Genomic DNA, 22,637 nt, shown 5'->3' on the forward strand with positions numbered 1-22,637 from the left:
ATTAACCAAGCCCCTCTCCATAGTTTATAAACTCTGGCGTAAAACTGTGTGCCTGCCACACGAATTTTAATATTGACATGAGGCATGTATGGCACTGCACACATTAACAATTACTTCGCATCAACTTGAATTCCAGCTACCGGTCAATGCGCCCTTCACGGACATAGAGTACGAAGCCGGAGGGAAAAACGTGATTCCTCTGGGGTGTCGCGTAGGGGCGTGTGGCGCCTGTCTGATCAGGGTTACATCAGGGATCGAGGCGTTGAATCCTCGGGATGACGATGAAGAGGCTTTTATCGAGGTTCTGGGTTACAGCGGCGAAGAATACCGGCTGGCCTGTCAATGCTTGATAAGAGGTGAAGTGGCCATTGATGTTATTGGCTAACCGTTGCAATTGAACTGTGGTTGTAATTAAAGCGTTTTAAACAAACTAAAAATAGAGGCTTGATTATGCTTAACCGTGTAAAGAATGTTGGCTATGGTGATCGCACTCCTTTTCTCAACGCCGCTGGCTCGGTGAATCTGCGCGCAGAAATCGACAAGATCATCGACGGGCAAGTAGAGCAATGGTACGAAACCGTACCTCAAGCCGCTCACCTGGAAGGCAAGGACGTAAACAGCCTGTACTACAAGCGTCATCTGATCGAAACCGCATGGCGTATCCGTCTGCTGCGGGTTGCCGAAGCAAAAGCGCTAGTGGAAGTGGCTAAGGTCAGCCCGGAAGCTGCGCAGATCTGGGCTCACTACGAGCAGGAAGAGATGCTCCACGACGACTTGTTCATTCAGGACCTGGAGCGTGTAGGCGTCAGCCGCGAGGAGTTCCTCGCCACCGAACCTTACCTGTCCACCAAACTGCTGGCCGGTTTCTTCTCTTACCTGCTGGACCATGAAGGACCGCTCGGCGTGGTCGCTTATTCCTACCTGGTCGAGTACGTCAACGTGAAGCTTGAACCGCGCAAGCTCGAAGCGCTCAAGTCTTCGATCGGCGAGACCAAGATTGTTGGCCAGGTTTCCCACTCGCATACCGACATCAATGATGACCACCCGGGTGAAGTCTGGGCGGCACTGCGCTTCCTGATCAAGGGCGAGCAGGACATCAATGCGCTGAAACGCTACCTCGAAGAGCACCAGAAGATCCTCGCGATGTACTTCAGCGAGCTGTACATCAACACCCTGGCCAAGCCGCAAGACAAGGCAGCTTAAGCCATGGAGCAGGCAATGAATTCAAACCGACCCGGTGTTCTGATCCTGAGCCACTGCGGCTTTTCTTTCCTGGAGGACTTGAAGGAGGAGCTGCATCGACGGCAGCTCCGGTGTTTCGTGCTGTCTTCATTGCCGCTCCCAGAACATGTGCCGTCCAGGCTGGAACAGATTCAGACCTGGACGGACCGGCTTTACACCACCGACTCTCACCAGTTGAGGCTCGAGGATGTACAGAATGCACTGCAGACCCTGCGCAAGTCCGGCGAGCAGGTCACGTGCTGCATCAGTGTATGGGAAGGCTATCGCCACCTGATGGCGGCGGCCAACGCTTCGCTCGGGACTTATGACATTGATGCCGGGCAGGCACTGGCACTGCGTAACAAGCTCAATGTGCGCAACCGACTCGCCGAGGCGGGCTTGTCGCAGGCTAACGCCCACGCGCTGACTGCACCTGTGCTGGAATTGCTGAAGGCGCAGGATCAGCGCTATTTCATCAAACCGATTCATGGGATTGCTTCCTACGCTGCATTTCCCATGCGCGAAGACACTACGTGGAATGCACTCGAAGCTCTGCGTCTGGCCTCTGCCGAAGACACGGTGTACGCGTCTGCGTTCAACGATGGACTGGCGTTCATGGCGGAGAATTACATCCCCGGCCACGAATTCAGTTTCGAGACTCTGCTGGTCGATGGTCAGGTCCATGTCGTGGCCATCCATGAAAAATACGAAGTGACCGAGACCGCCGAGACGGTGCTGGAGGACAGTTGCACCACGCCCCCGGTAAGCCTCGACCAGGCCCAGATCGTTGCAGGTCTGCACTGGCTCGAAAATGTACTGGGCTGCATGGAGCTCAAGTGGGGCTGCTATCACGTGGAAGCGCGCTTCACCGGGGAGCACTGGGACCTGATCGAAATCAATCCGCGAGTCGGCGGCAGCCTGATTTCTCACAGCGTCGAGGCTGTCACCCTCGGTCACAGCATGCTTTCACTGTGGTTGGACCTTCTGCTGGCCAGCCAGGACGATGCGCAGCCACGCAAAGAACTCGTGCAGCGCCTGGCTCAGTATGGCTGGCGTGCGGATGGCACCAGCGCACAGTCCGTGGCGACATTCTTTCGGGTGTATTTCGCGAAGCCGGGAACGCTGAGTTCAGTGACGTTGAACGAGTTGCCGCTCGCCCCGGTCGTGAAGCACATCCTTTTGAAAGCAGGCGATGTGATTCCTGCGCATGCCCGTGAAGTGTTCCTGGGTCAATTGTTGTGGACGTTCGAACGTGCCAGTCAGGCATCGGAGCTTAAACACCTGGCCAGCATTTCCGCTACAGCGCTGGATATCCGGTATCAGGCCCAAAGCCATTAAAAAATCGGCGAGCAATCGCCTGGAACATCACTGCTGTCCATGCCCCCCCGGATGAGGATGACGAACATGCCGCTGCGAGCGCCTGTATTGCTAATTGTGGACTACAACCTGAGCCGGATCGGCGATGTCCTGCACATGCGCGACTATGCGCGCAAACAGTGGGGTGCGCAGACCTGGCTGGTCAGGGCCAACCCCCAGGACCATGACAAGGACATCAGCGACAGAGTGATCGATGCCGATCCTCTGGATCCTGATTTCATCAGTCATGCACTGAGACAGCTGGGCGATGACGCTGCCAGGATCACAGCTGGAATGGTCTTTTCCGACAACGCGGTGGCCAGCGGTGCAGCGCTGCTTGAACGGCTCGGGCTGCCAGTGGACGAGGCAGAACTTGCGCTTGGAGCGTTTGACAAACTGGTGTACCGCATCGCCGAAAATCGCATCCGTCCCCTGCTGAACCAGCAGGGGGTGATGTTGCCGGACTTCGTGCGGATCGATTGTTTGAACGATGTGCGCAATTTTGCCGTCCGCCAGGAGCGCGGTTTCGTGATCAAACCCGCTTGCGAAGGCAACAACCGCGGCGTGGTGATGGTAGCGCCGGGAGGTGACTGTGAGCAGGCCTTTTCGGAAGTGGCGCCTTATCTTGACAAGGGCGTGCTGGCAGAGGCTTTCATCACGTTCACTCGCGAATACTCCTATGACGGGCTGGGGAGTCTGTGGTTCGTCACGGAGAAAGTCAGCGCTACCGGGCGCTACCCCGTGGAAGTGGCGCAGATCCTGCCTGCCCGCCTGAGCGAGGAAGAGCAACGTGCCATTCGAGTGGCGGGCGAGCACGTCAATCGACTGGTCGGCCAGCGCATCGGTCCGTTTCACAACGAAATCAAGCTCAGCGATACCGGCTACAAGACTGCAGTGATCGAGCCGAACCGTCGTCCCGGCGGCATGAAGATCTGGACGCTGGCGCAAGCCGTTCATGGTCTTGACCTGTATGCGGCCTGGGTTGACTCGGTCTTTGCCGGGCAAGTGCCGGATGTGCTGCCAGCCGCCACCTGCAGCGCCGCGACGGTGATGTTCGGTGTGCCTCGCGATGTGACGATCGACGTGGCCGAGCTGGGCGATATACAGGCACTGGTCCACCACGCGCTGGCCCTGGCGGCGCGGGCGTTGATCCTGACGAAGGAAAATATCGCCCTCATCGAGTGCGCGTGGATCGCTGGCGAGTCACGGCTGATCCATGCAATCCCCCGAGACAACAGCGACTTCGTGGCCCACGCATGCGTCGCGCTGCATGACCCGAGCGTCGACATCCGCGATCTGGTGAAGGTGCTGCGCGAGCAGTGGCTGGTCGTACTGGACCGCAGCCTGGCGTCCGAGCGTCTGTTCAAGGTTGCGTCCTGACTCCTATCTTTTACGCTTCGAGACCATTTTCATGAAAATTCTCATCCTTCATCGGGTGCCCTACCCGCGCATCGAGTATCACCGTGGCATCGACCATGAACTGCACGATGTCACGTACCTGGGAAAACAATCGGCGATCGATACGCTGCCGCCAGGACTGCGCTGCAACAGCGTAGTCCGGCCGGGGTCGGCCAGCGCCTACGATGAAGCGCTGCAGTGGCTGGCACAGTTTCCACAACGCTTTGACCGGATCATCTCGATGTCCGAGTACGAATTGCTCGACGCTGCGCGCCTGCGCGAAGCGCTGAATGTCGAAGGTGCTTCGCTGGAGATGGTGAACCTGGCGCGCAACAAGCTGGACATGAAAGCGGCGGTTCAGACCCGACAGCTGCGAGTACCACGCTTCATGTCGCTTGATCGCTACCTGGCACTTCAGGGCCGGGTACCGTGGCACGGGGCCACCGTGCTCAAGCCACACAGTGGCGCATCGAGCATGGATGTCAGCATTCACCAGCAGCCGGCTCGAACCTTTGATGAGATCAGTCGCAAGATCAGCGACCTGTCCTTGTGCATCGAAGATTTTCAGGTCGAAGAATACATCAGTGGTCCCATCCGCCATTTCGACGGCCTGGTACAGAACGGCCGGATCCTCACCATGCTTTCCAGCCAATATGTAGGTACGTGCCTGGACTACATGGAGCGCGGCCATCCTCTGGGCTCCTGGCACCTGGAGACCACCGCGCAGATGCAGGTATGGGTCAGCGCTGCGCTGGAAGCGGTGCAGATCCGCAATGGCGCGTTCCATCTGGAAGCCATCATGGAGGGTGACGAACCGGTGTTCCTTGAGGTGGGTAACCGGGTGGGTGGCGCCGATGTGGTAGCGACCTATGAGTTGGCCACCGGCATCCACATGCCGTCGCTGGAGTTGCGCATCCACATTGAGGGCGAACTGGACATCGCGCATCTGACCAAGCAGCAGCCAAACCTGGGCTTCGGCTGGTTTGTTTTCCCTGGGCACACTCACCCCGAGCGGATCTATCAAGGACTGCACGGCGCAGACGAACTGCGTGAAAACCCATTCGTCGTGCAGTGGAACGAACTGCAACCGGGCGCGCTCCTGCCGGGGCACGTGACTTATTCGGCCTTCGAGGCACCGCTGGCAGGCATCGTCAAGACAGCAGACCCGCAACAGACCCAGGCCTGGATGCAAGCGCTGTTTTCCCGAGTGAGCCTCGCCGAAAACCTGACTTCCGTAGCGTGACATTGCCCACCCTTATCAAGGCGACTCATCAATGAAACCACTGCACGTAGTGTTGGCTGTACTGATCACGGCAATATGGGGTGTCAATTTCTCAGTGATCAAACTGGGACTGGCCACCGTAGATCCGTTCATCCTGGCGGGCATCCGCTTCAGTCTCTGTGCGTTACCGGCGATCTTCTTCATCCGCAAGCCCGATGTGCCGTGGCGCTACATCATCGGATACGGACTGGTGTTCGGCATCGGACTGTGGGGCATGGTAAACCTGGGCATCAAGGCCGGACTCTCGGCAGGCATCGCCTCGCTGGTGCTGCAGTTCAGCGCGTTCTTCACCATCCTGCTGGGCGGGTGGGTATTCAAGGAGGCGCTGACCCGCTTTCAGGTGCTGGGCATGTTGATCGCATTCGGCGGGCTCTTGTGCATCATCATGATCAGCGATGGCTCGGTCAGCCTGCCTGGCGTGCTTCTGGTACTGGTTGGCGCGGCCTCATGGAGCGTAGCCAATATCATCAACAAGAAGGCCAGCACCAAGGATGTCTTTGGTTTTCTGGTCTGGTCCAGCGCCTTCGCGCCGATTCCGTTGTTCGCCCTCGACTACGCGGTGAACGGCAGCGCCGGCTATACCACGTTCGTCAATCAGGTCGACACGACCGCCGTGCTGTCGATTCTGTTTCAGGTCTACCCCAATACCCTGTTCGCCTACTGGATATGGAACTCGCTGCTCAAGACCTATCCGGTTTCGACGGTAGCGCCACTGTCGTTGTTGGTGCCGATCTTCGGCATGCTCGGTTCTGTTTTCGTATTCAACGAAAGTGTGCCGCCGAGCAAAGTACTGGCGGTGGTTCTGATCGTGCTCGGCCTGGCCGTCGGCCTCTATGGACAGCGCATTTTCAATGCTATGTTCGCGCGTCCTGCGCGCACTTCAATATGAATCGACAGGGAGTTGATATGAGTCTGGGAAGACGTGAATTCGTGGGTGCGGCTGTTGGCGCGACCCTGGTTGGAGGCAGCATGATCGCAGGCGTGGCGGGTGCACAGGTGGGTAACAAACCTGTTCAGGATGATTTGGTAGCAGCGCTGGACCCCAACGACTGGGCGTCCGTGCGGGCGCAGTTCAAGCTGTCGCCAGAGTTCGTACACATTTCCAACTTCTTTCTGGCCTCCAACCCCAAGCCCGTGCGCGACGCGATGGCCCGCCACCGGCAGGCATTCGATGAAAACCCCTATACCTACCTGGAGGACAATATGTTCGCCAGACCCGAGGACATGGTTTGGCGCAAGGTCTGCGCAACGGCGGCAGACTATACCGGTGGACGGGCTGAGGACATCGCACTGACAACCAGTACCACGCAGGGCCTGGCGCTGGTCTACAACGGTCTCAAACTGGCACCAGACCAGGAAATCCTGACGACAAACCACGAGTGGTACACCCACGACGAGGCCATGCGCCTGGCTGTCGTCAAATGGGGCGGGAGCGTGAGACGGATTGACCTTTACGAACGGCCCGAGGATGTCAGTGTTGACGCAATCGTCGGCCGAATTGAAGCAGCCATCAGGCCCTCGACCCGGATCCTGGCAATGACCTGGGTGCATTCGGGTACCGGCGTGCGTTTACCGCTGAAGGAGATCGGGGCACTCGTGGCGCGAGTCAATCAGGATCGCGCCGAGGCAGACAGAATCATCTATGTGATCGACGGCGTACACGGCTTCGGTTGTTCCGAGGCGCAGATTGCCAGCCTGGGTTGCGACTTTTTCTGCGCAGGGACGCACAAGTGGATCCTTGGCCCGCACGGTACGGGCCTGGTCTGGGCTCGTGAAGGTCAATGGGCACAGATCATGCCGACCATTCCTACCATCATGGCAGCCGAGCCCGCTAATGCGTGGCGACAACAGCGCGATCCTCAGGGAGATACACAGGCTGCCTGGGTCAGTCCCGGAGGATTCCTGGCGTTCGAAAACCAGTGGGGCGTGATCGAGGCATTCGAGTTCATCAAGCAGATCGGCCGCAAGCGCATTGCTGACCGCGTCGCTGAACTCAATGGACAGCTGAAGGAAGGATTGTCGAAGCTGCCCGGTGTGCACCTGCACACGCCCCAGTCTGCGCAGTTTTCCGCGGGAATCGTCTGCTGTGATGTAAAAGGCCGGGACCCTAAAGAGGTGGTGGCCAAGCTGAAGGCGCAGAAGATCATCGCCAGTGCCACGCCCTACCGCAATTCGACGGTGCGGTTCTCGGCCGGGATCATCAACACGCCGCAAGACATCGACAGGACCCTCAGAGTGATGCGCACTCTGGTCTGACGCCCAGTCCTGGTCGACGTCAGCCTCATGCACTTGCACAACGCTAGTGCAATCGCTGGCGTCAGCCATTCAATCAAGAATCGCCGCGTACTCAAGGGCAAGGATCGATTACATGAATGAACGACAAGTCATGATGAAAAGCACTTCAAAAGAGCTGGCCATGTTCCTGGTCTGCTCGACGGTTTATCGACTGTTTTCCGGCGCGCTGCTGGTCTCGTTGACGTGGACCATCCTCAATCAGAACGAAGGCGATTACCTGCCGTTGGCGCTGGCCATTTTCTGCTCGTTCATACCGGCCTTTGTCACGCCCGTGATGATCAAGCGCCTGTCGAGCCGAATGAACGGTCGCCAGATGAGCAGCTGGTTTCTGATGTGCCTGACCGGCCTCGCCCTGGTATCCGGAGTGTCCAGAGACTTCACGATCGGCCTGCTGATCACCAATCTGTTTGTCTGGCTGATGATCATGGCGCTCGAGGCCAGTCTGGATATGTGGTTCACCCAGATTCAACGTGGCATGGATGAAACGAAGGTGCGCCGGATCAGCGGTGCAACCACTGCCACCAGCCAGGCAGCCCTGATGATTGGCCCTTTGCTCGCGGCGGGCCTGATGCCGATTCTGACCGGTATGGGTTTTTCAATTCTGCTGTGCGCCGGCTTCTTGTTGGTTGCAGCCATCTGTTACACGCGCGACAGTCTACCGGTGCTGGCGCAGGAGGCTGGCGAAGCAGCCGCTCCAGCCAGGCTTCCGCTGACGTTGTTTGTGCCGATGGTACTGATCTGGCCAATCCTCGGGGCGTTCAACTTTATGCTGCCCGTCTATGTGTCGAGCCACGGCTGGGCGCTGTTTGAACTTGGTGTGCTCGATGCGGTGTTCGGCATGGGCATGGCGCTGATCGGGGTACTGGTCATCATTGCCAATACCGGTCGTAACCTGTTGGCTTATCTCTCAGCCCTGATCGCGCTTGCGGTGATTTCCACGTCTATGTGGTTGCTGATGCCAGACACTTTGATACTGAAAGCACTGAGCCTGTTGATTCTCGGTATGGCTTTCGGCGGTGCGCGGGTGCATATCCGTGTCGCCATCGCCTGCCGCTATAGCGAGGCCGCGGTGGGCGCGTATGTCAGCCGGGCGAATGCCTTGGCCACGCCGGTGCTGCTGTTGATCCTCAGCCTGCAATTGGCAATGATCGAGAACGCCTGGCTGCTTCCTTTCCTGCTGGTCACATTGACCGTCACTCTGTTGCTGCAGACATCGGCGACCCGCTTTGCCCGAGGGCATACGCGCGTCGAAACAGTGGGCGCCTGAAAAGTCGCCCTGCATTTCATCTGACAGCTTCGGGAAGGGAGTTTCGAGATATACGCGCGGGTAATGTGTAGCCCTTGCCGAGGTTCCCCGGGGCTCGGCCCGCGCCGTGGTTTGAGCCACTAACGGGGCATCCGGTCAGTTTCGGCGATCTGCACATCGTGGTTTGATTGCAGATTCAGCCAGAATTCGGGCGTGGTGTTCAGGTGAATGGAAAGCTTCTTGGCCAGATCAGGGCTGACGCCTACGCTCTGCGCCACCAACTCACGCATTTCACAGCCACCGTAATACCCAACGGCTCAAGAAACTCCTTTTCAAGGATTTCGCCGGGATGAATCGGCCGCATTCCATTTGTATGCATTTCCCCTCCTGAGGGCTTGATCTGCTGTGAGCATAAGCAGCGCCCTCTAGCGCACAAGAGCGTCCGTGTGCTTTAGCCGACGTCCTTGATGCTTCTCGGCTCAGTCCTACAAATACTAATGTCTATGCAGCCAATACCAGCCCCGACGCAACCTATGCAGCTGCCGAAGGCTGCGCCAGCTGCTACATATCATGCGAACCAGCAATATCTTGCGAAGGTTTCCCTCCTCTCCGGCCAGACTCCACGACTACCCTTCAAAAATCCGCAGGAAGCGGCCCCCGTACAGCTCAAGGAACGACCATGTCCCTCTCCATCGTCCACAGCCGCGCCCAGATTGGCGTGGATGCGCCTGCCGTCACCGTTGAAGTCCACTTGGCCAACGGTTTGCCCTCGCTGACCATGGTCGGTTTGCCGGAGGCGGCGGTGAAGGAAAGCAAGGATCGGGTGCGCAGCGCGATCATCAATTCGGGGCTGCAATTCCCGGCGCGGCGCATCACGCTGAATCTCGCCCCTGCGGATTTGCCGAAGGACGGTGGCCGGTTTGATCTGGCGATTGCCTTGGGGATTCTATCCGCCAGCGTGCAGGTGCCGACGTTGACGCTGGACGATGTGGAATGCCTTGGGGAGTTGGCGCTTTCAGGCGCGGTGAGGGCAGTTCGGGGTGTATTGCCGGCAGCACTGGCAGCGCGCAAGGCTGGACGGTCGCTGATGGTGCCGCGCGCAAATGCCGAGGAAGCGTGCCTGGCCTCGGGCTTGAAGGTGATTGCAGTAGATCATCTGCTGCAAGCGGTGGCGCACTTCAACGGTCACACGCCCATCGAACCTTACGTGTCGAATGGCCTGCTGTACGCCAGCAAACCCTATCCCGACTTGAATGAAGTCCAGGGCCAGCTCTCGGCCAAACGCGCCTTGCTGATTGCGGCAGCGGGCGCTCATAACCTGTTGTTCAGCGGTCCGCCCGGTACCGGAAAAACACTGCTGGCCAGCCGTTTGCCAGGGCTGTTGCCGCCGCTGGCGGAAAGCGAAGCACTGGAGGTGGCGGCGATTCAATCGGTCGCCTGTTGCGCGCCGCTGAGTCATTGGCCGCAACGACCGTTCCGCCAGCCTCATCACTCGGCATCCGGCCCGGCATTGGTAGGCGGCGGTTCGAAACCGCAACCTGGCGAAATCACCCTCGCCCATCACGGCGTTCTATTCCTCGATGAACTCCCGGAATTCGATCGCAAGGTGCTGGAGGTTTTGAGGGAACCGCTGGAATCCGGCCACATCGTGATTTCCCGCGCCAAGGATCGCGTCAGGTTTCCGGCCCGCTTTCAATTAGTGGCCGCGATGAACCCGTGCCCCTGTGGATATCTTGGCGAACCCAGCGGCAAATGCAGTTGTACGCCGGACATGGTCCAGCGTTACCGCAACAAACTGTCGGGGCCGTTACTGGATCGAATCGACCTGCACCTGACCGTCGCTCGGGAAGCCACGGCGTTGAATCCTGCTCTGAAACCCGGTGACGACACCGCTACCGCCGCAGTACTGGTTGCCGACGCACGAGAGCGACAACAAAAACGCCAGGGGTGCGCGAACGCTTTCCTTGATCTGCCGGGCCTGCGCAAACACTGCAAGTTATCCACAACCGACGAAACCTGGCTGGAAACGGCGTGTGAGCGGTTGACCTTGTCGCTGCGAGCGGCCCATCGACTGCTCAAAGTCGCACGCACTTTGGCGGACCTTGAACAAGTCGACGCTATCACTCGCGAGCACTTGGCCGAGGCGCTTCAATACCGGCCAACCACAAACTAGCCGGGATTATTCTTTGCCGAGGTCCACCAACGGTGTAGGCCTCACCTCAGTCTCCCGTCCACCTTGAATATCACTCACCCGCTTCAGAGCCTTATCCACAGCCCCCTTATCCGCCAGCAAGCTGTACCTGATCTGAAACTGCTTCTGCTCTTTAACCCCAATCGTCGGCACCAAGCCAATCGGCCGCTGATAACGACGGTTGTAAGAAAAACTCGTCCCCGGCTCCAACCCGGTCACATATCCCTGCCCTTGCGTATCGGTGTTCTTCCACAACGAAAATACGGGCAACTGCTGAGTATTAAACCCAACCGACACCCCAAGGCTCCCAGCCTTGTTATGCAACACGGTCAACGTGTCCCCTTTGGCATCGCCATAAGGCACAACGTTATAAACCGTTTCGTCATAGTCCTTGGTCGGCGCGCGATAGGTCTGCCAATCCGCCAGATCCCCTTTGGCCTTGTCGTTGAACGGCGACACCTGTTTGACCGGCGCCACAAATCGGGCGCCCTGTTCAAGGAACGGCGTACTGAAGTTACTGTGGTAAAGCGCCTGGTATTCCTTCGGATAATCACCGTTGTTGGTCAGGGTGTCATTGATGGCAAACGCGACGCTTCCGGGCTCAGTGACCAGCTCAGTCATCACCGAGAAATCGACTTTCTTGAACGCCTGCTCTTTGAGTTCGCCACGCAGGCTGATCGCGTAAGGCGGTTTTTCATCAATATGCAGCGTGACTTTGCTGGCCGGGATGTTGGCGGCGCGGCCATGCAGGGTCAGCAGTTCGCCGTTGTCCATGCCAGGATGGCCGACCCATTCGTAGCCGCAGCGAGTGACGAGTTCGTTGAAGCCTTCCAGCCAGCCCAGACCGCCACGACCGTTGAGTTCAATGAAGGACGGATTGACCACGTCCTTGACCGGCGAATCCCAGCCCATGCGCACATTACCGACCGACGCCTGCAGGACGTTCATCCCACGAGTCGGCACCACCGAGAGTTTCATCGTGCCGTTATCGATGTCGACGATGCTGACGCCCTCTTGCCGACCGCCGTGCAAGGTACGAAGGGTCACGGAGAAGGGTTGGTCGGTCTTCACACCGAGTTGCTGGCTGGTGATCTGCCAGTTTTGCGCGGCTTTGTCGCTGTCGAGCAGGACGAAATCCCAGGCCATGGCGTGGGAGGCGGACAGCGCGCCAAGGGCGACGAGGAGTTTGAGCGGGGTCATGGGGAAAGCCTTTCTTGGAGTTGTGCATTTTTTATAGCGCTGATGAAACGATTCAGCAAGCTTAAAAAAACTTACACCCGAGCCTTCCCAAGCCAATTAAAATTGACCTTATGCAACCTCCGCACGCTTACGTTAGTCTCATAAGGTTTGAACCTCCTGCAGATTGACGGCGATATCATGATGACATTAAGGTCGCCCGCTTAATGCAGGAGCAAGCACAGACATCTTTGTCTGTCATTTTTGCGCAACGGATCGTATGGAGTTTGAATGCGCGGGGCACTATTACGCAGCGGTAAGAGCGGGTCATTCACTGCCCTCGGCGAAACAGGTCAACCGGTCTACCGGGCAGCCCTGCAATTGCGCGAAGCCATTCGCCGCAAGAATCCCGATTTGGTCGATCATCTGGCCATCCCTCAAAGCGATGAACTCGGCAACCAGATCGATTGGTACAGCGCCCTCGACGGCGATGTGATTCCGTGGAGCAGCGCGACCGAAGAAGAACGCGCCCCTGCCCGCCGCCAGCTTGAAGCCCTGAAGACCGCGCTCGAAGAATTGAGCCAGCGTTTCCTGGGCACTGATTCCGGCGAACAGCAGCAAGGCGACAAAGCCGTGTTCGGCAAGTTGCTCAAGCGCGTCATTCATATCCCTGACGAAAACTTCGTGTACCTGGTGCAAGGCAAACCGGTGCTGACCTTTTGGGGTTTCGAGCACGCAGGTACCGACCTCAATCGCGATCCCCTGCACTGCCTCTATCAGGTTCCGCCGCTGCCACCCGTAGTCGAAGCGCCTGTTGTTGCGCCCATCGTGCCGGTGGTGGCTCGTCCGTGGTGGCGGCGCTGGTGGTGGCTGTTGCTGCTGCCGCTCCTGCTGCTTTTGTGGCTGTTGCTCGGCCTGCGCGGTTGCGTCCCGATTCCGTTGGTGGCGGTAGATTTGCTGCCTAAGGGCGTCGTGCCGGTGGAGAAACAATTGGAAGAGCCACCACGGACCGGCAATGTCACGACGCTCAATGGCGTCCCCGTGACCGGCACTGTCGTAGGTACCACCAACGGCACCGGCGCCGACACTGCAGTGACTGGAACACAGGGTGTGGAAGCGCCGGACGTCGAGGGTAACGAGGCTGACGCAGCGCCCGCCGACTTGACCAAAGACCCAGCCAAAGACCCGGCAGCCGAAAACAAAACCGTGCCACCCGAAAACAAAACCGCGCCGCCGGATGTCACATCGCCCGAAGCAGAAAAATCCGCCGCCGCAAAAAACGGCCCGCCCCTGAGCATCCCGCCAGACGCCGCCGACGGTGCCGCCAGGTTTCTCGATGGTCAGTACAGCGCAGGCGCCGGGATACAGGACCGCCGGACCGGCAAGCCGCTGCGTCTGGAATACCAGCTCAAGGACGGTAAGGGCCAAGTCACCGTACACCAGGCCGACGGCTCGAAATGTAGCGGGCCGGTGAGCGCTACTATGAAGGGTGGCAGCCTGGCCATCGACAGCCAGGGCCAGGCCGTTTGCGGCGACGGCAGCACTTACGACATGCCCAAGATCAACTGCCGCAAAGGGGCGACCACGGTCGCGGACTGCACCGGCGGTTACGGAAAAGATCAATTCCCCATGTCCATGCGGCACGTGGGCGAATAAAAACGGAATAACCTGACATGTTGCCTGAAGTCACACAATTCGAAGACACCGTCACGCTGGTCAGCGACACCGGCATCCAGTTCATGGATTTCGCCCTGCGCCTGGATCCCCGCAAGGAACCGGCGGGCGAGTTCGCACCGATGATCAGCGGGCTGATCTGCCGCTTGGCGTACAACGAAGAGAAAGACTTCTTTTTCTACGAGCCCGAACCGGAAAAGGTCGAAAAGGCCAAACCTGCGTTCAGCGTCGACATGAAAAGCAGCCTCGATTTGCTCGACGGTATCTGGCTGCCGACCCCGTTTTTCCRCTTCATGCCGCCACATCGCTTCGATGAAGGCCCGACCAACTGGTCGCGCATGCGTCTGGTGAAACTGGCGACACCCGACATCGACGGCAACACCCACCGCCTGACGATGGCGTTCGACAGCCGCGTCATGCCCAAGCGTGACGGCACTGCTTACCTGGCGCCAAACGAAGAAGACATCAGCTCCGGCGTGTCTTTCAAACTGGCGACCAAGGCCAGCGAAACCCGCTGGTTCCTGGCGCAGCCGTGGGTCAACGAGTGGCTGCTCGAAGTGTTCAACGAGGGCAATGCCCACCGTTCGCGCGCAGAGCTGGACATCGATATCCGCGCCAACTATCACCTGGCGCACTACCTCAACTTGCTCAGCCTGTTGAGCAAACCGTCGGCGGCCCAACAATCGACGGCCCGGGCGAAAGTTGAAATCCCCGAACTGAAAGTGGTCGCCAACGACAGCAATGGCCTGGTCAAACCGATTCCTGTGGACCTGGTGCTGGACGTCGGCAACTCGCGCACCTGCGGCATCCTGATCGAAAACCACGGTCAGGCCGGCTCCGGGCTGAAGCAGAACTACGTGCTGGAACTGCGCGACCTGATCACCCCCGAACACACCTACAATTTGCCGTTCGAAAGCCGCGTGGAATTCGCCCAGGCGTACTTCGGCAAGGACCACTGCTCGGTCAAGAGTGGCCGTCACGATGCGTTCCAATGGGCGACGATTGCCCGTGTCGGCAATGAGGCCAGCCGTCTGGCCAGCCGTCGTCGCGGCACCGAAGGCTCCACTGGCCTGTCCAGCCCGAAACGCTATCTGTGGGACGAAAACGCCTATGGCCATGGCTGGCGCTTCAACTGCTCGTACATCAAGACCGATAACGAGCCGTACGCCACCGCCGCGCCGTTCTCGCATCTGATCAACGAAACCGGCGAGGCGCTGTACAGCCTCGAGGAAGACGATCGTCTGCCGGTGTTCATGCCGCGTTATTCGCGCAGCTCGCTGATGACCTTCATGCTCGCCGAAGTGCTGGCCCAGGCGCTGTCGCAAATCAACAGCCCGGCCCAGCGCTCGCGTCAGGGGCACACCCGCGTGCCGCGCCAGCTCAACAGCATTACCCTGACCGTGCCACCGGGCATGCCGCAGGCCGAGCGCAGCATCCTCAACGAACGCATGCTGCAAGCCATCGGCCTGGTGTGGAAAAGCCTCGGCTGGCATGCCGGCGAGGAAGATCCACATCAGGATCAGGCCGTCAGCCCGCGCACGCCGATCCCGAGTATCCGCGTGGAATGGGACGAAGCGTCCTGCGGCCAGTTGGTGTACCTGTACACCGAGGTCAACGAGAACTTCGCCGGTCATCCGGAGGAGTTTTTTGACACCATCGCCCGGCCGGACAAGACCGACCGCCAACGCATCACCCTCGCGACCATCGACATCGGCGGCGGCACCACCGACCTGGTGATCACCGACTATCGCCTTGACCGCGCGGGTAATACCGGCAGCGGCAGCAACGTGCACATCGTGCCCGAACAGCGTTTTCGCGATGGCTTCAAAGTGGCCGGCGACGACATCCTGCTGGACGTGATTCAGGACTTCATCCTGCCGAGTTTCGAAAAAGCCTTGCAGAACGCCGGCGTGAAAGCCCCGGATTCGCTGATGTCACGGCTGTGTGGCGATGAATCGGTCAGCGCCCAGGACATGATCCTGCGTCAGCAATTGAACCTCCAGGTGTTCGCCCCGCTGGGCCTGGCGCTGCTCAAGGCGTACGAGCATTACGATCCGCAGGTCCCGCAAGAAGTCACCCCGCAAAGCTACCGCCAATTGCTCGGTGACAACGCGATCAGCAAGACCGTGCTCGACTACGTCAACGCCGCCGTGCGTCGCGATGTCGGCAGTCAGAGTGGTTTCGACCTGTATGCCGCGCCGATCAGCTTCGACCTGCAAAAGCTCCACGCCGCGTTCCTCAACGACCAGATCAACATCACCAAAATCCTTGGTGCGCTGTGTGAAGTGGTCGCGCAGTACCCGTGCGATGTCTTGCTGCTGACCGGCCGCCCTTCGCGCCTGCCCGGCATCCAGGCGTTCATTCGCAAGGTGTTGCCGCTGCCACCGGGGCGCATTCTGGCGCTGCAAAACTACCGCACCGGCGGCTGGTATCCGTTCCACAAGAACGGCCGGATCGACGACCCGAAAAGCACCGCATCGGTCGGCGCCATGCTCTGCCTGTTGTGCGCCAACCACAGCGTGCCGAACTTCTACTTCCGGGCATCGGCGCTCAAGCCGTATTCGACGGTCAAGCACATCGGCGTCATCGACCTGAACAACGTGATCAAGGATGCTGACGTGCTGTACCGCGACATCCAGTCCGAAGACTACAAAATCAAGCTGCCTGAAATTGGCGTTGGCGACGCCGCCGACACGCCGCAGCTGGAAATGCGCGGCGATCTGCGCCTCGGTTTCCGCCAGTTGGCCGCTGACCGCTGGGCCGCCTCGCCGCTGTACACCTTGCGGTTCACCAAGGCGGGTCGGGAGAAGTTTTCCCGGGCAATCGGTGAAAACGGCAGCGCGCCGCTGCTCAAGGTGCGGTTTGAGGTCAAACCGGCAGACAAATACACGCGCAAGCAGGATCTGGTCAGCGACCGCCTCTCGGTCCGCGACATCGAATCCAACAGCAACAACGTCAACTTCAACCCGCGCAGCGACCTCGAGCTGGAACTCAACACCATGCTCGACGCCGGCCTGAGCGAGACCAAGTACTGGCTCGACAGTGGAAGTGTGAAACGCAAATGAAAGACCTGACCCCCGATCAAACTCAGCTCTCTGCCAGTTGGGCCGCTGTTTATGAAGGCGCCGGTCAGGCGCTGGACTGGATCAGCCAAACGCGCGGCAATGCGCCGCGTCTGGACAGCGAAGCCGACAACCTGAACATCCGCCTGCACCGCGCCCGCAACCTGGCCCAAAGCCTCGGTCGCGTGGCCTGCACGCCGATGACCATTGGCTTTTTCGGCTTGTCCCAGGCCGGCAAGTCCTACCTGATTTCGGCCCTCGCCGCCGGTCAGAACGGCAAACTGGAAACCGATTTCGGCGGCCAGCACCTGGACTTCATCAAGCACATCAACCCGGTGGGTGGTGGCAAGGAAGCCACCGGCCTGGTAACGCGCTTCAGCCGTCGGGCGACGGAAAGTCAGGACAAGGACTTCCCGGTAGAACTCACGTTGTTCAAGGAAATCGAGCTGGCAAAGATTCTCGCCAACGCCTGGTTCAAGGATTTTGACCTTGAACGGATTTCCTACGAGATCGACGAAGAGCGCATCCAGCGCGTGCTCAAACCGTTCGAAGGCCGCGAAACCGGGCCGCTGCAAACGGGGGTCAATGCTGACGATCTGGTGTCGCTGTGGGATTACCTGCGCGACAACTTCCGCAACTCGGTGAAGAAGCTTGAGCACCTGTACTGGCCCAAAGCGTTGCAATTGGCGCCACGCCTGAATTTCCAGGAACGGGCCGAGCTGTTTTCGATTCTCTGGGGCGAGCAAAGCGAGTTGACGCGCGTGTACCAGCAACTGGCCGGCGCGCTGCACAAGCTGGGTCTGCCCGAGACCGTGTTCGCACCGTTGAAGGCCTTGGTGAGTTTCGAAAACGACACCTACAGCCAGCGCGACAGCATCATGAACGTCGACATTCTCGAACGCTTCGGCAGCCCGTTGGACTTGCCGATTGAAGTTCGACCACTGGTTGGCGATCGCCTGCAAAACAGTCAGGCGATTGCGGTCGCGCAACTGGCGGCACTGACCGCCGAAATGACCTTCCGCCTGATCGAAGCGCCGGTGGATGACATCGTCAATCAGGTCGACCTGCTGGATTTCCCCGGTTATCGCGGGCGCCAGAAACTGCACGAGATCGCCGATTCCAACGACCCGCAATCCACCGCCAAGGACAACTCCGTTTCCCAGCTGATCCTGCGCGGCAAGGTCGCCTACCTGTTCGAACGCTACACCGACAACCAGGAAATGAACGCGCTGGTGGTCTGCACCGGCTCGACCAAGCAGAGCGACGTCAACGACGTGGGCCCGGTACTCACCCGCTGGATCGAAAAGACACAGGGCGCCGACTCGGCCGCTCGCAGCAAGCGCGATACCGGTCTGATCTGGGCGCTGACCATGCTCGATCTGCGCATTACCAACTCCCTCAGCCTGACACCGGATCAGTACGACGAGAGCTGGAACGGCATGGTCAAGCTGACCATGCTGGAGCGCTTCGGCAGCCTGAGCTGGATGAACGACTGGGCCGGCACACCGTTTCAGAACACCTATCTGGTGCGCAAACCGCGTATGGACGCGGCGTTCATCGGGCAGGACGCGACCGGTGCGGAAACCGGCCTCAATGCCATCTATCAGGAACGTGTCAGCGCGCTGGGCACCAGCTTCGCCAGCAACGCTCTGGTGTGCAAACACATCAAGAACCCGGCCAACGCCTGGGCAGAAATGCTGCGCAACGATGACGGTGGCATCAGCCACTTCAGCGGCAGTTTCAAAGGCGTGGCCAATATCGAATTCAAATTGCAGCGCATTCGCGAGCAATTGAGCGAGTGCCTCGAAGGCCTGACCACTCATGGTCTCAGCACTTGGTACCACGCAGACGGGGACGGTGCCGCAGCCGCCAAGAAAGCCAAGGCGCAAATGATTTTGACGGGCCTGGGCCGTCGCCCTGCGGTGCTTGGCGAATTGATCGATCAACTCGACATGCCGAGTGAAGAGGTGCGCGACCTGTACCTCAGCGGCGTGTACGAAACCGATGACGAGCCGGCCGTGAACGACGAACCGACTGCCCCGACACCGAGCCAGAGCCTGTACGGCAACGACGCCGGTTTCGATTTCGACTTCAGTGACGACCTGAGCCACGATGCGCCAGTCAGCAGCAAAACCGGCACCCCGGCGCCCGAACTGCAAAGCAACGAGCACCGTTTTGCCAAAGCGGCATTCAAGGCCTGGATCGCGCACCTGCGTGAACTGACCACCCGGCAAAGCCTGCTCAACCTGCTGGGGCTGGAAAAGGCCTTGCTGGAAGCGGTGGTCGATGAACTGATCACCGCCGGCTATCGCCAGGACTTGCCGGGGCAACTGAGCCGCGCCGTCCTCAAACGTGCACAGAGTGGCGCGCGGCGCGATCAACTGGTCGAACGCCAGGTACTGGAAGTGCAACGTGTGCTGCGCGATTTCGTGTCCTGGTTCGGCTACCTCCAGAAGCCGGTGAGCGAGCGTCCGAACAGTCGCGCCGGTGCCAAGGAGCCGTTGTTTTCGTTCTACACCGACATTAGTCCGGGACAAGTCCCCATGCTGCCGGCGCAACCGGCGAATCAGGCGCAGCGGTATCTAGGCGACTGGCTCTCGGGCTTGGCCTACATCACGCAGGACAATGCCGGCCATGGTGCCGGACGTGAAATCACCCCTGAACAGAACGAACGGCTGGGCCAAGTGCTCACAGCCTTCGCAGCGAGATAAGCAATGCCAATTCGTGTCGACCTGCTCGCGTTAGAGCCCAATGTGCCTGGCCAGGCCCGCCTCACTGTGAAGAAATGGCAGGGTGGCGAGGAACAGCTGGAGTTTTCCATTCAGCGCAACCAGGACGGTTTTTACCTTCAGGACCACAAGGCCTGGAGCAACAATCCATTCTGGTTCAAGGTCTCGCGTTTCAACCTCACGGCCAACGGCGAAGCTTTGGAAACGCAGGTCGGCCCGGACGTGGTCGACCCGCTGCTGGAAGGCGGCGCCAACTCGCAATTCCAGATCGAACTGCGCGAACAGAACCACGGTCATGCCGATAAAGGTGTGGTTCGCCCGGGCGTTGGTTTGCTGCCGTCCACGGCCGGCGGCCAGACACGCTCGACTTACGGCGGTGCCGAACTGACGGCACCGAGCGCACCGGCACCGGAGATCCCGGAGATCCCGGAGATGCCTGAACTGATCCTGTCCACCGCCGAGCCAGAAGTGGAGTTGGAGTCGGTACTCACCGAGCCCGACTACACGCCGCCTCCCGCACCGGTGAAGAAAAGCAACAAAGGCCTGATCGGTCTGTTGATTGTCGTGTTGTTGCTGGCAGCGGGCGCCGGATTCTGGTTCTACAAACGTCCCCCGGCCCCTGCGGTTGCAGCCACTGCCGCCGCACCCGCCGGCGCCGACGCTCAAGCCTGCACCCTCGACAGCATGAACAGCCTGCCCGAGTTGACCTTCGTCCAGACCTGCATCAAGGCAGCGCCCGACAGTGCCAAGTTGCTGGAGATCATCAACCAGGCCAAGGCCGGCAAGCACTGCGGCGTCGCCCAGCGCCTGTATGCCAACCGTGCCCAGGCCGGTGACGCGCTGATCGCCAACGCCTATGCCCGCGAATACGACCCTAAATACCTGAAGGCCAGCGAGTGCTTCCCGACCGCGGACAACGCCACCGCCGCTTATTGGTATGAAACCATCCTCACCCAGGACCCGAACAACGCCGAAGCCAAGCAGCGCTTCGAGGAGTTGCAGAAGTGATGCGCTCGCCCATGAGTCGATTCCTGCTGAGCGGTGCCGCATTACTGGCGCTGTGCATCAGCCCGCTGTCCCAGGCCGAAGACAAACCGCTGATCCAGGCCGGTAAAAAGACCCTGTTCCAACGCGTGCTGACCACGCCCGGCTGCAAAATAAGCCCGAAGGCGGGCGGTGCCGAAGGTGACGCACAACCAGTCTTTAGCCGCTTTTATGTGTACGAGCGCGCGCAAGCAAACAACGCCGAGTGGCTGAAAGTCGGCCCTGACAGCTACGGCAAAACCATTGGCTGGCTGCCTGCCAGCTGCACCACCGACTGGAAGATGCAACTGACGCTGGCCTTCACCAACCCGGCCAACCGCGACCGATTGCTGTTTTTCAAGGACCGCGCCACCGTCGAAGGCATCCTTGATGCGCCGGACCCGGTCAGCAAAGTCGCGCCGCTGCGGGCCACGCTGAAAAAGGGCCAGCAAGCACCGGGCGTACTGGCTGAAGAGCCGGAATACTTCGTCGACCTGCAAAAGCAGTTCTACCTGCTGCCGGTGCTCAGTGGCGAAGAAGTCATGACCGAAAGCGGTTTCCGCACGCGCCTGCTCAACGTCGCCTCCGTCAGCAAGCCGGATGACAAGAACGCCAAGGGCGGTGCTGCAAACAGCCCTGCCGGCAGCAAGGAAGCCGAAGACAAAAAGGCCAACCAGCTGAAGGAATTCAGTGCGGCCGTGGTATTTGTCATCGACTCGACGATCTCGATGGACCCCTACATCGACCGCACCCGCGAGGCGATCCGCAAGGTTTACCAGAAGATCGAAGCGCAGAATCTCGGCAAGCAGGTCAAATTCGGCCTGGTGGCTTTCCGCTCCAACACCCAGGCGGTGCCGGGGCTGGAATACACCACCAAGATGTACGCCGACCCGACGAAGGTGAAAGACAGCGCCGACTTTTTCGCCAAGATCGCCGACCTCAAACAAGCCACCGTGTCGAGCAGCAGCTTTGATGAAGACTCGTTTGCCGGCGTAATGGAGAGCATCGACAAGGTCGACTGGAGCCAGTTCGGCGCGCGCTACGTGGTGTTGATCACCGACGCGGGTGCCATCGAAGGCGACGACAAACTGTCGAAGACCGGTTTGAGCGCCGCGCAGGTGCGTATGGAAGCCGCCAACCCGGGCGTGGCGATTTACACCCTGCACTTGAAAACCCCGGCCGGGGCCAAGGACCACGCCAAGGCCGAGGCGCAGTACAAGAACCTGTCGACCTACCCGGGCACCAACACCTCGCTGTATTACCCGGTGAACGCCGGCGATGTGCAGGAATTCGGGCGCAAGGTCGACGCACTGGCCGCGGCGATCACTACACAAGTCAAAGCCGCCTACATGGGCGAAGACGCCATCGGCAGTGCGGCGAACGCCAAGCAGGACCCGGCCGAGAAGAAAATGCTCGAAGACGCGGCGCTGATCGGCCACGCCATGCAACTCGCCTATCTCGGCGAGAAAACCAACAGCAAGGCCCCGCCAGTGTTCAAGGCGTGGATCACCGACCGCGACCTGATCAAGCAGAACATCCCGACCACCGACGTGCGGGTGCTACTGACCAAGTCACAGCTCAGCGACTTGAGTGACGTGATGAAGCAGATTCTCGATGCCGCCAACGAAGGCCTGATTTCACCCACGGAAATGTTCGATCGCCTGCGCTCGGTGGCGGCGACCATGGGCGCCGATCCCAATCAGCTCAAGCAGAACGGCAACGCCAAACTGGCGGACATGCACGTCCTCGGCGAGTACCTCGAAGACCTGCCTTATCACAGTGAAGTGCTGAATCTGGATGAAGAGACCTGGAAGAGCTGGGACGGTCTGGCGCAAGAGAAATTCATCCGCACGCTGAACACCAAACTGCGGCATTACCAGCGTTACAACGCCGATGTCGACCGTTGGGTGGCTTTAGCCAAAGACAGTGATGCGCGGGACAACGTATACCCCGTGCCACTGGAAATGATGCCTTAACGAGACGC

The 22,637-nt window shown here is 59.6% G+C and carries 15 protein-coding genes and 1 pseudogene; 14 read left to right on the plus strand and 2 right to left on the minus strand.

Annotated features, from left to right (window positions below):
* Nucleotides 1–88: 88 nt before the first annotated feature.
* From AC1DWM_RS11910 to AC1DWM_RS11945, 8 genes are all read left to right on the plus strand, one after another.
* Nucleotides 89–385 (plus strand): 2Fe-2S iron-sulfur cluster-binding protein, encoded by a 297-nt coding sequence (locus AC1DWM_RS11910; protein ID WP_477795247.1) that lies wholly within the window; start codon nucleotides 89–91, stop codon nucleotides 383–385.
* Between the two features lie 65 nt (nucleotides 386–450).
* Nucleotides 451–1,203: a hypothetical protein gene (locus AC1DWM_RS11915; RefSeq protein ID WP_223517743.1), complete on the plus strand. Its 753-nt coding sequence runs from the start codon at nucleotides 451–453 to the stop codon at nucleotides 1,201–1,203.
* Nucleotides 1,204–1,218: 15 nt separating this feature from the next.
* Complete coding sequence (locus AC1DWM_RS11920) at nucleotides 1,219–2,559, plus strand: ATP-grasp domain-containing protein (RefSeq protein ID WP_223517742.1); 1,341 nt, start codon at nucleotides 1,219–1,221, stop codon at nucleotides 2,557–2,559.
* A 66-nt stretch (nucleotides 2,560–2,625) separates the two neighbouring features.
* Nucleotides 2,626–3,957 (plus strand): ATP-grasp domain-containing protein, encoded by a 1,332-nt coding sequence (locus AC1DWM_RS11925; protein WP_477795248.1) that lies wholly within the window; start codon nucleotides 2,626–2,628, stop codon nucleotides 3,955–3,957.
* A gap of 31 nt (nucleotides 3,958–3,988) precedes the next feature.
* Complete coding sequence (locus AC1DWM_RS11930) at nucleotides 3,989–5,218, plus strand: ATP-grasp domain-containing protein (RefSeq protein WP_477795249.1); 1,230 nt, start codon at nucleotides 3,989–3,991, stop codon at nucleotides 5,216–5,218.
* A 31-nt stretch (nucleotides 5,219–5,249) separates the two neighbouring features.
* Nucleotides 5,250–6,146: an EamA family transporter gene (locus AC1DWM_RS11935; protein ID WP_477795250.1), complete on the plus strand. Its 897-nt coding sequence runs from the start codon at nucleotides 5,250–5,252 to the stop codon at nucleotides 6,144–6,146.
* A gap of 17 nt (nucleotides 6,147–6,163) precedes the next feature.
* Nucleotides 6,164–7,513 carry an aminotransferase class V-fold PLP-dependent enzyme gene (locus AC1DWM_RS11940; protein WP_477795251.1) on the plus strand — a complete coding sequence of 450 codons (1,350 nt, stop codon included), beginning with the start codon at nucleotides 6,164–6,166 and terminating at the stop codon, nucleotides 7,511–7,513.
* A 112-nt stretch (nucleotides 7,514–7,625) separates the two neighbouring features.
* Nucleotides 7,626–8,819: an MFS transporter gene (locus AC1DWM_RS11945; protein ID WP_223517732.1), complete on the plus strand. Its 1,194-nt coding sequence runs from the start codon at nucleotides 7,626–7,628 to the stop codon at nucleotides 8,817–8,819.
* A 119-nt stretch (nucleotides 8,820–8,938) separates the two neighbouring features.
* Here the strand turns inward: AC1DWM_RS11945 and AC1DWM_RS11950 are convergent.
* A pseudogene (locus tag AC1DWM_RS11950) lies at nucleotides 8,939–9,177 on the minus strand (HigA family addiction module antitoxin).
* Between the two features lie 300 nt (nucleotides 9,178–9,477).
* Between AC1DWM_RS11950 and AC1DWM_RS11955 the strand changes: the two are divergent.
* Nucleotides 9,478–10,971, plus strand: a complete 1,494-nt coding sequence (locus tag AC1DWM_RS11955) for a YifB family Mg chelatase-like AAA ATPase (RefSeq protein WP_223517730.1) — start codon at nucleotides 9,478–9,480, stop codon at nucleotides 10,969–10,971.
* 6 nt (nucleotides 10,972–10,977) lie between these two features.
* Here the strand turns inward: AC1DWM_RS11955 and AC1DWM_RS11960 are convergent, their stop codons facing one another.
* Complete coding sequence (locus AC1DWM_RS11960) at nucleotides 10,978–12,189, minus strand: aldose 1-epimerase family protein (RefSeq protein ID WP_477795252.1); 1,212 nt, start codon at nucleotides 12,187–12,189, stop codon at nucleotides 10,978–10,980.
* Nucleotides 12,190–12,456: 267 nt separating this feature from the next.
* Between AC1DWM_RS11960 and AC1DWM_RS11965 the strand changes: the two genes are divergently transcribed.
* Genes AC1DWM_RS11965 through AC1DWM_RS11985 form a run of 5 tightly spaced genes read left to right on the plus strand, consistent with a single transcriptional unit; the run spans nucleotide 12,457 to nucleotide 22,629 of the window.
* Nucleotides 12,457–13,821 (plus strand): SrfA family protein, encoded by a 1,365-nt coding sequence (locus tag AC1DWM_RS11965; protein WP_477795253.1) that lies wholly within the window; start codon nucleotides 12,457–12,459, stop codon nucleotides 13,819–13,821.
* 17 nt (nucleotides 13,822–13,838) lie between these two features.
* On the plus strand, nucleotides 13,839–16,904 hold the full coding sequence (locus AC1DWM_RS11970; protein WP_477795254.1) for a virulence factor SrfB: 3,066 nt from the start codon (nucleotides 13,839–13,841) through the stop codon (nucleotides 16,902–16,904).
* Nucleotides 16,901–19,612, plus strand: coding sequence for a putative virulence factor (locus AC1DWM_RS11975; protein ID WP_477795255.1), 2,712 nt, complete (start codon nucleotides 16,901–16,903; stop codon nucleotides 19,610–19,612). The genes AC1DWM_RS11970 and AC1DWM_RS11975 overlap by 4 nt, the downstream gene beginning before the upstream one ends.
* A 3-nt stretch (nucleotides 19,613–19,615) precedes the next feature.
* Nucleotides 19,616–20,638: a hypothetical protein gene (locus AC1DWM_RS11980; RefSeq protein WP_477795256.1), complete on the plus strand. Its 1,023-nt coding sequence runs from the start codon at nucleotides 19,616–19,618 to the stop codon at nucleotides 20,636–20,638.
* A gap of 11 nt (nucleotides 20,639–20,649) precedes the next feature.
* Nucleotides 20,650–22,629: a vWA domain-containing protein gene (locus tag AC1DWM_RS11985; protein WP_411741855.1), complete on the plus strand. Its 1,980-nt coding sequence runs from the start codon at nucleotides 20,650–20,652 to the stop codon at nucleotides 22,627–22,629.
* Nucleotides 22,630–22,637: the final 8 nt, after the last annotated feature.

This window comes from Pseudomonas sp. P4_C8, from assembly GCF_056401975.1.

What these genes read in the sequence shown, in the direction of transcription:
- AC1DWM_RS11910 (WP_477795247.1), top strand. Translation starts at nt 89, where the DNA reads ATGGCACTGCACACATTAACAATTACTTCGCATCAACTTGAATTCCAG.
- AC1DWM_RS11915 (WP_223517743.1), top strand. Translation starts at nt 451, where the DNA reads ATGCTTAACCGTGTAAAGAATGTTGGCTATGGTGATCGCACTCCTTTT.
- AC1DWM_RS11920 (WP_223517742.1), top strand. Translation starts at nt 1,219, where the DNA reads ATGAATTCAAACCGACCCGGTGTTCTGATCCTGAGCCACTGCGGCTTT.
- AC1DWM_RS11925 (WP_477795248.1), top strand. Translation starts at nt 2,626, where the DNA reads ATGCCGCTGCGAGCGCCTGTATTGCTAATTGTGGACTACAACCTGAGC.
- AC1DWM_RS11930 (WP_477795249.1), top strand. Translation starts at nt 3,989, where the DNA reads ATGAAAATTCTCATCCTTCATCGGGTGCCCTACCCGCGCATCGAGTAT.
- AC1DWM_RS11935 (WP_477795250.1), top strand. Translation starts at nt 5,250, where the DNA reads ATGAAACCACTGCACGTAGTGTTGGCTGTACTGATCACGGCAATATGG.
- AC1DWM_RS11940 (WP_477795251.1), top strand. Translation starts at nt 6,164, where the DNA reads ATGAGTCTGGGAAGACGTGAATTCGTGGGTGCGGCTGTTGGCGCGACC.
- AC1DWM_RS11945 (WP_223517732.1), top strand. Translation starts at nt 7,626, where the DNA reads ATGAATGAACGACAAGTCATGATGAAAAGCACTTCAAAAGAGCTGGCC.
- AC1DWM_RS11955 (WP_223517730.1), top strand. Translation starts at nt 9,478, where the DNA reads ATGTCCCTCTCCATCGTCCACAGCCGCGCCCAGATTGGCGTGGATGCG.
- AC1DWM_RS11960 (WP_477795252.1), bottom strand. Translation starts at nt 12,189, where the DNA reads ATGACCCCGCTCAAACTCCTCGTCGCCCTTGGCGCGCTGTCCGCCTCC.
- AC1DWM_RS11965 (WP_477795253.1), top strand. Translation starts at nt 12,457, where the DNA reads ATGCGCGGGGCACTATTACGCAGCGGTAAGAGCGGGTCATTCACTGCC.
- AC1DWM_RS11975 (WP_477795255.1), top strand. Translation starts at nt 16,901, where the DNA reads ATGAAAGACCTGACCCCCGATCAAACTCAGCTCTCTGCCAGTTGGGCC.
- AC1DWM_RS11980 (WP_477795256.1), top strand. Translation starts at nt 19,616, where the DNA reads ATGCCAATTCGTGTCGACCTGCTCGCGTTAGAGCCCAATGTGCCTGGC.
- AC1DWM_RS11985 (WP_411741855.1), top strand. Translation starts at nt 20,650, where the DNA reads ATGAGTCGATTCCTGCTGAGCGGTGCCGCATTACTGGCGCTGTGCATC.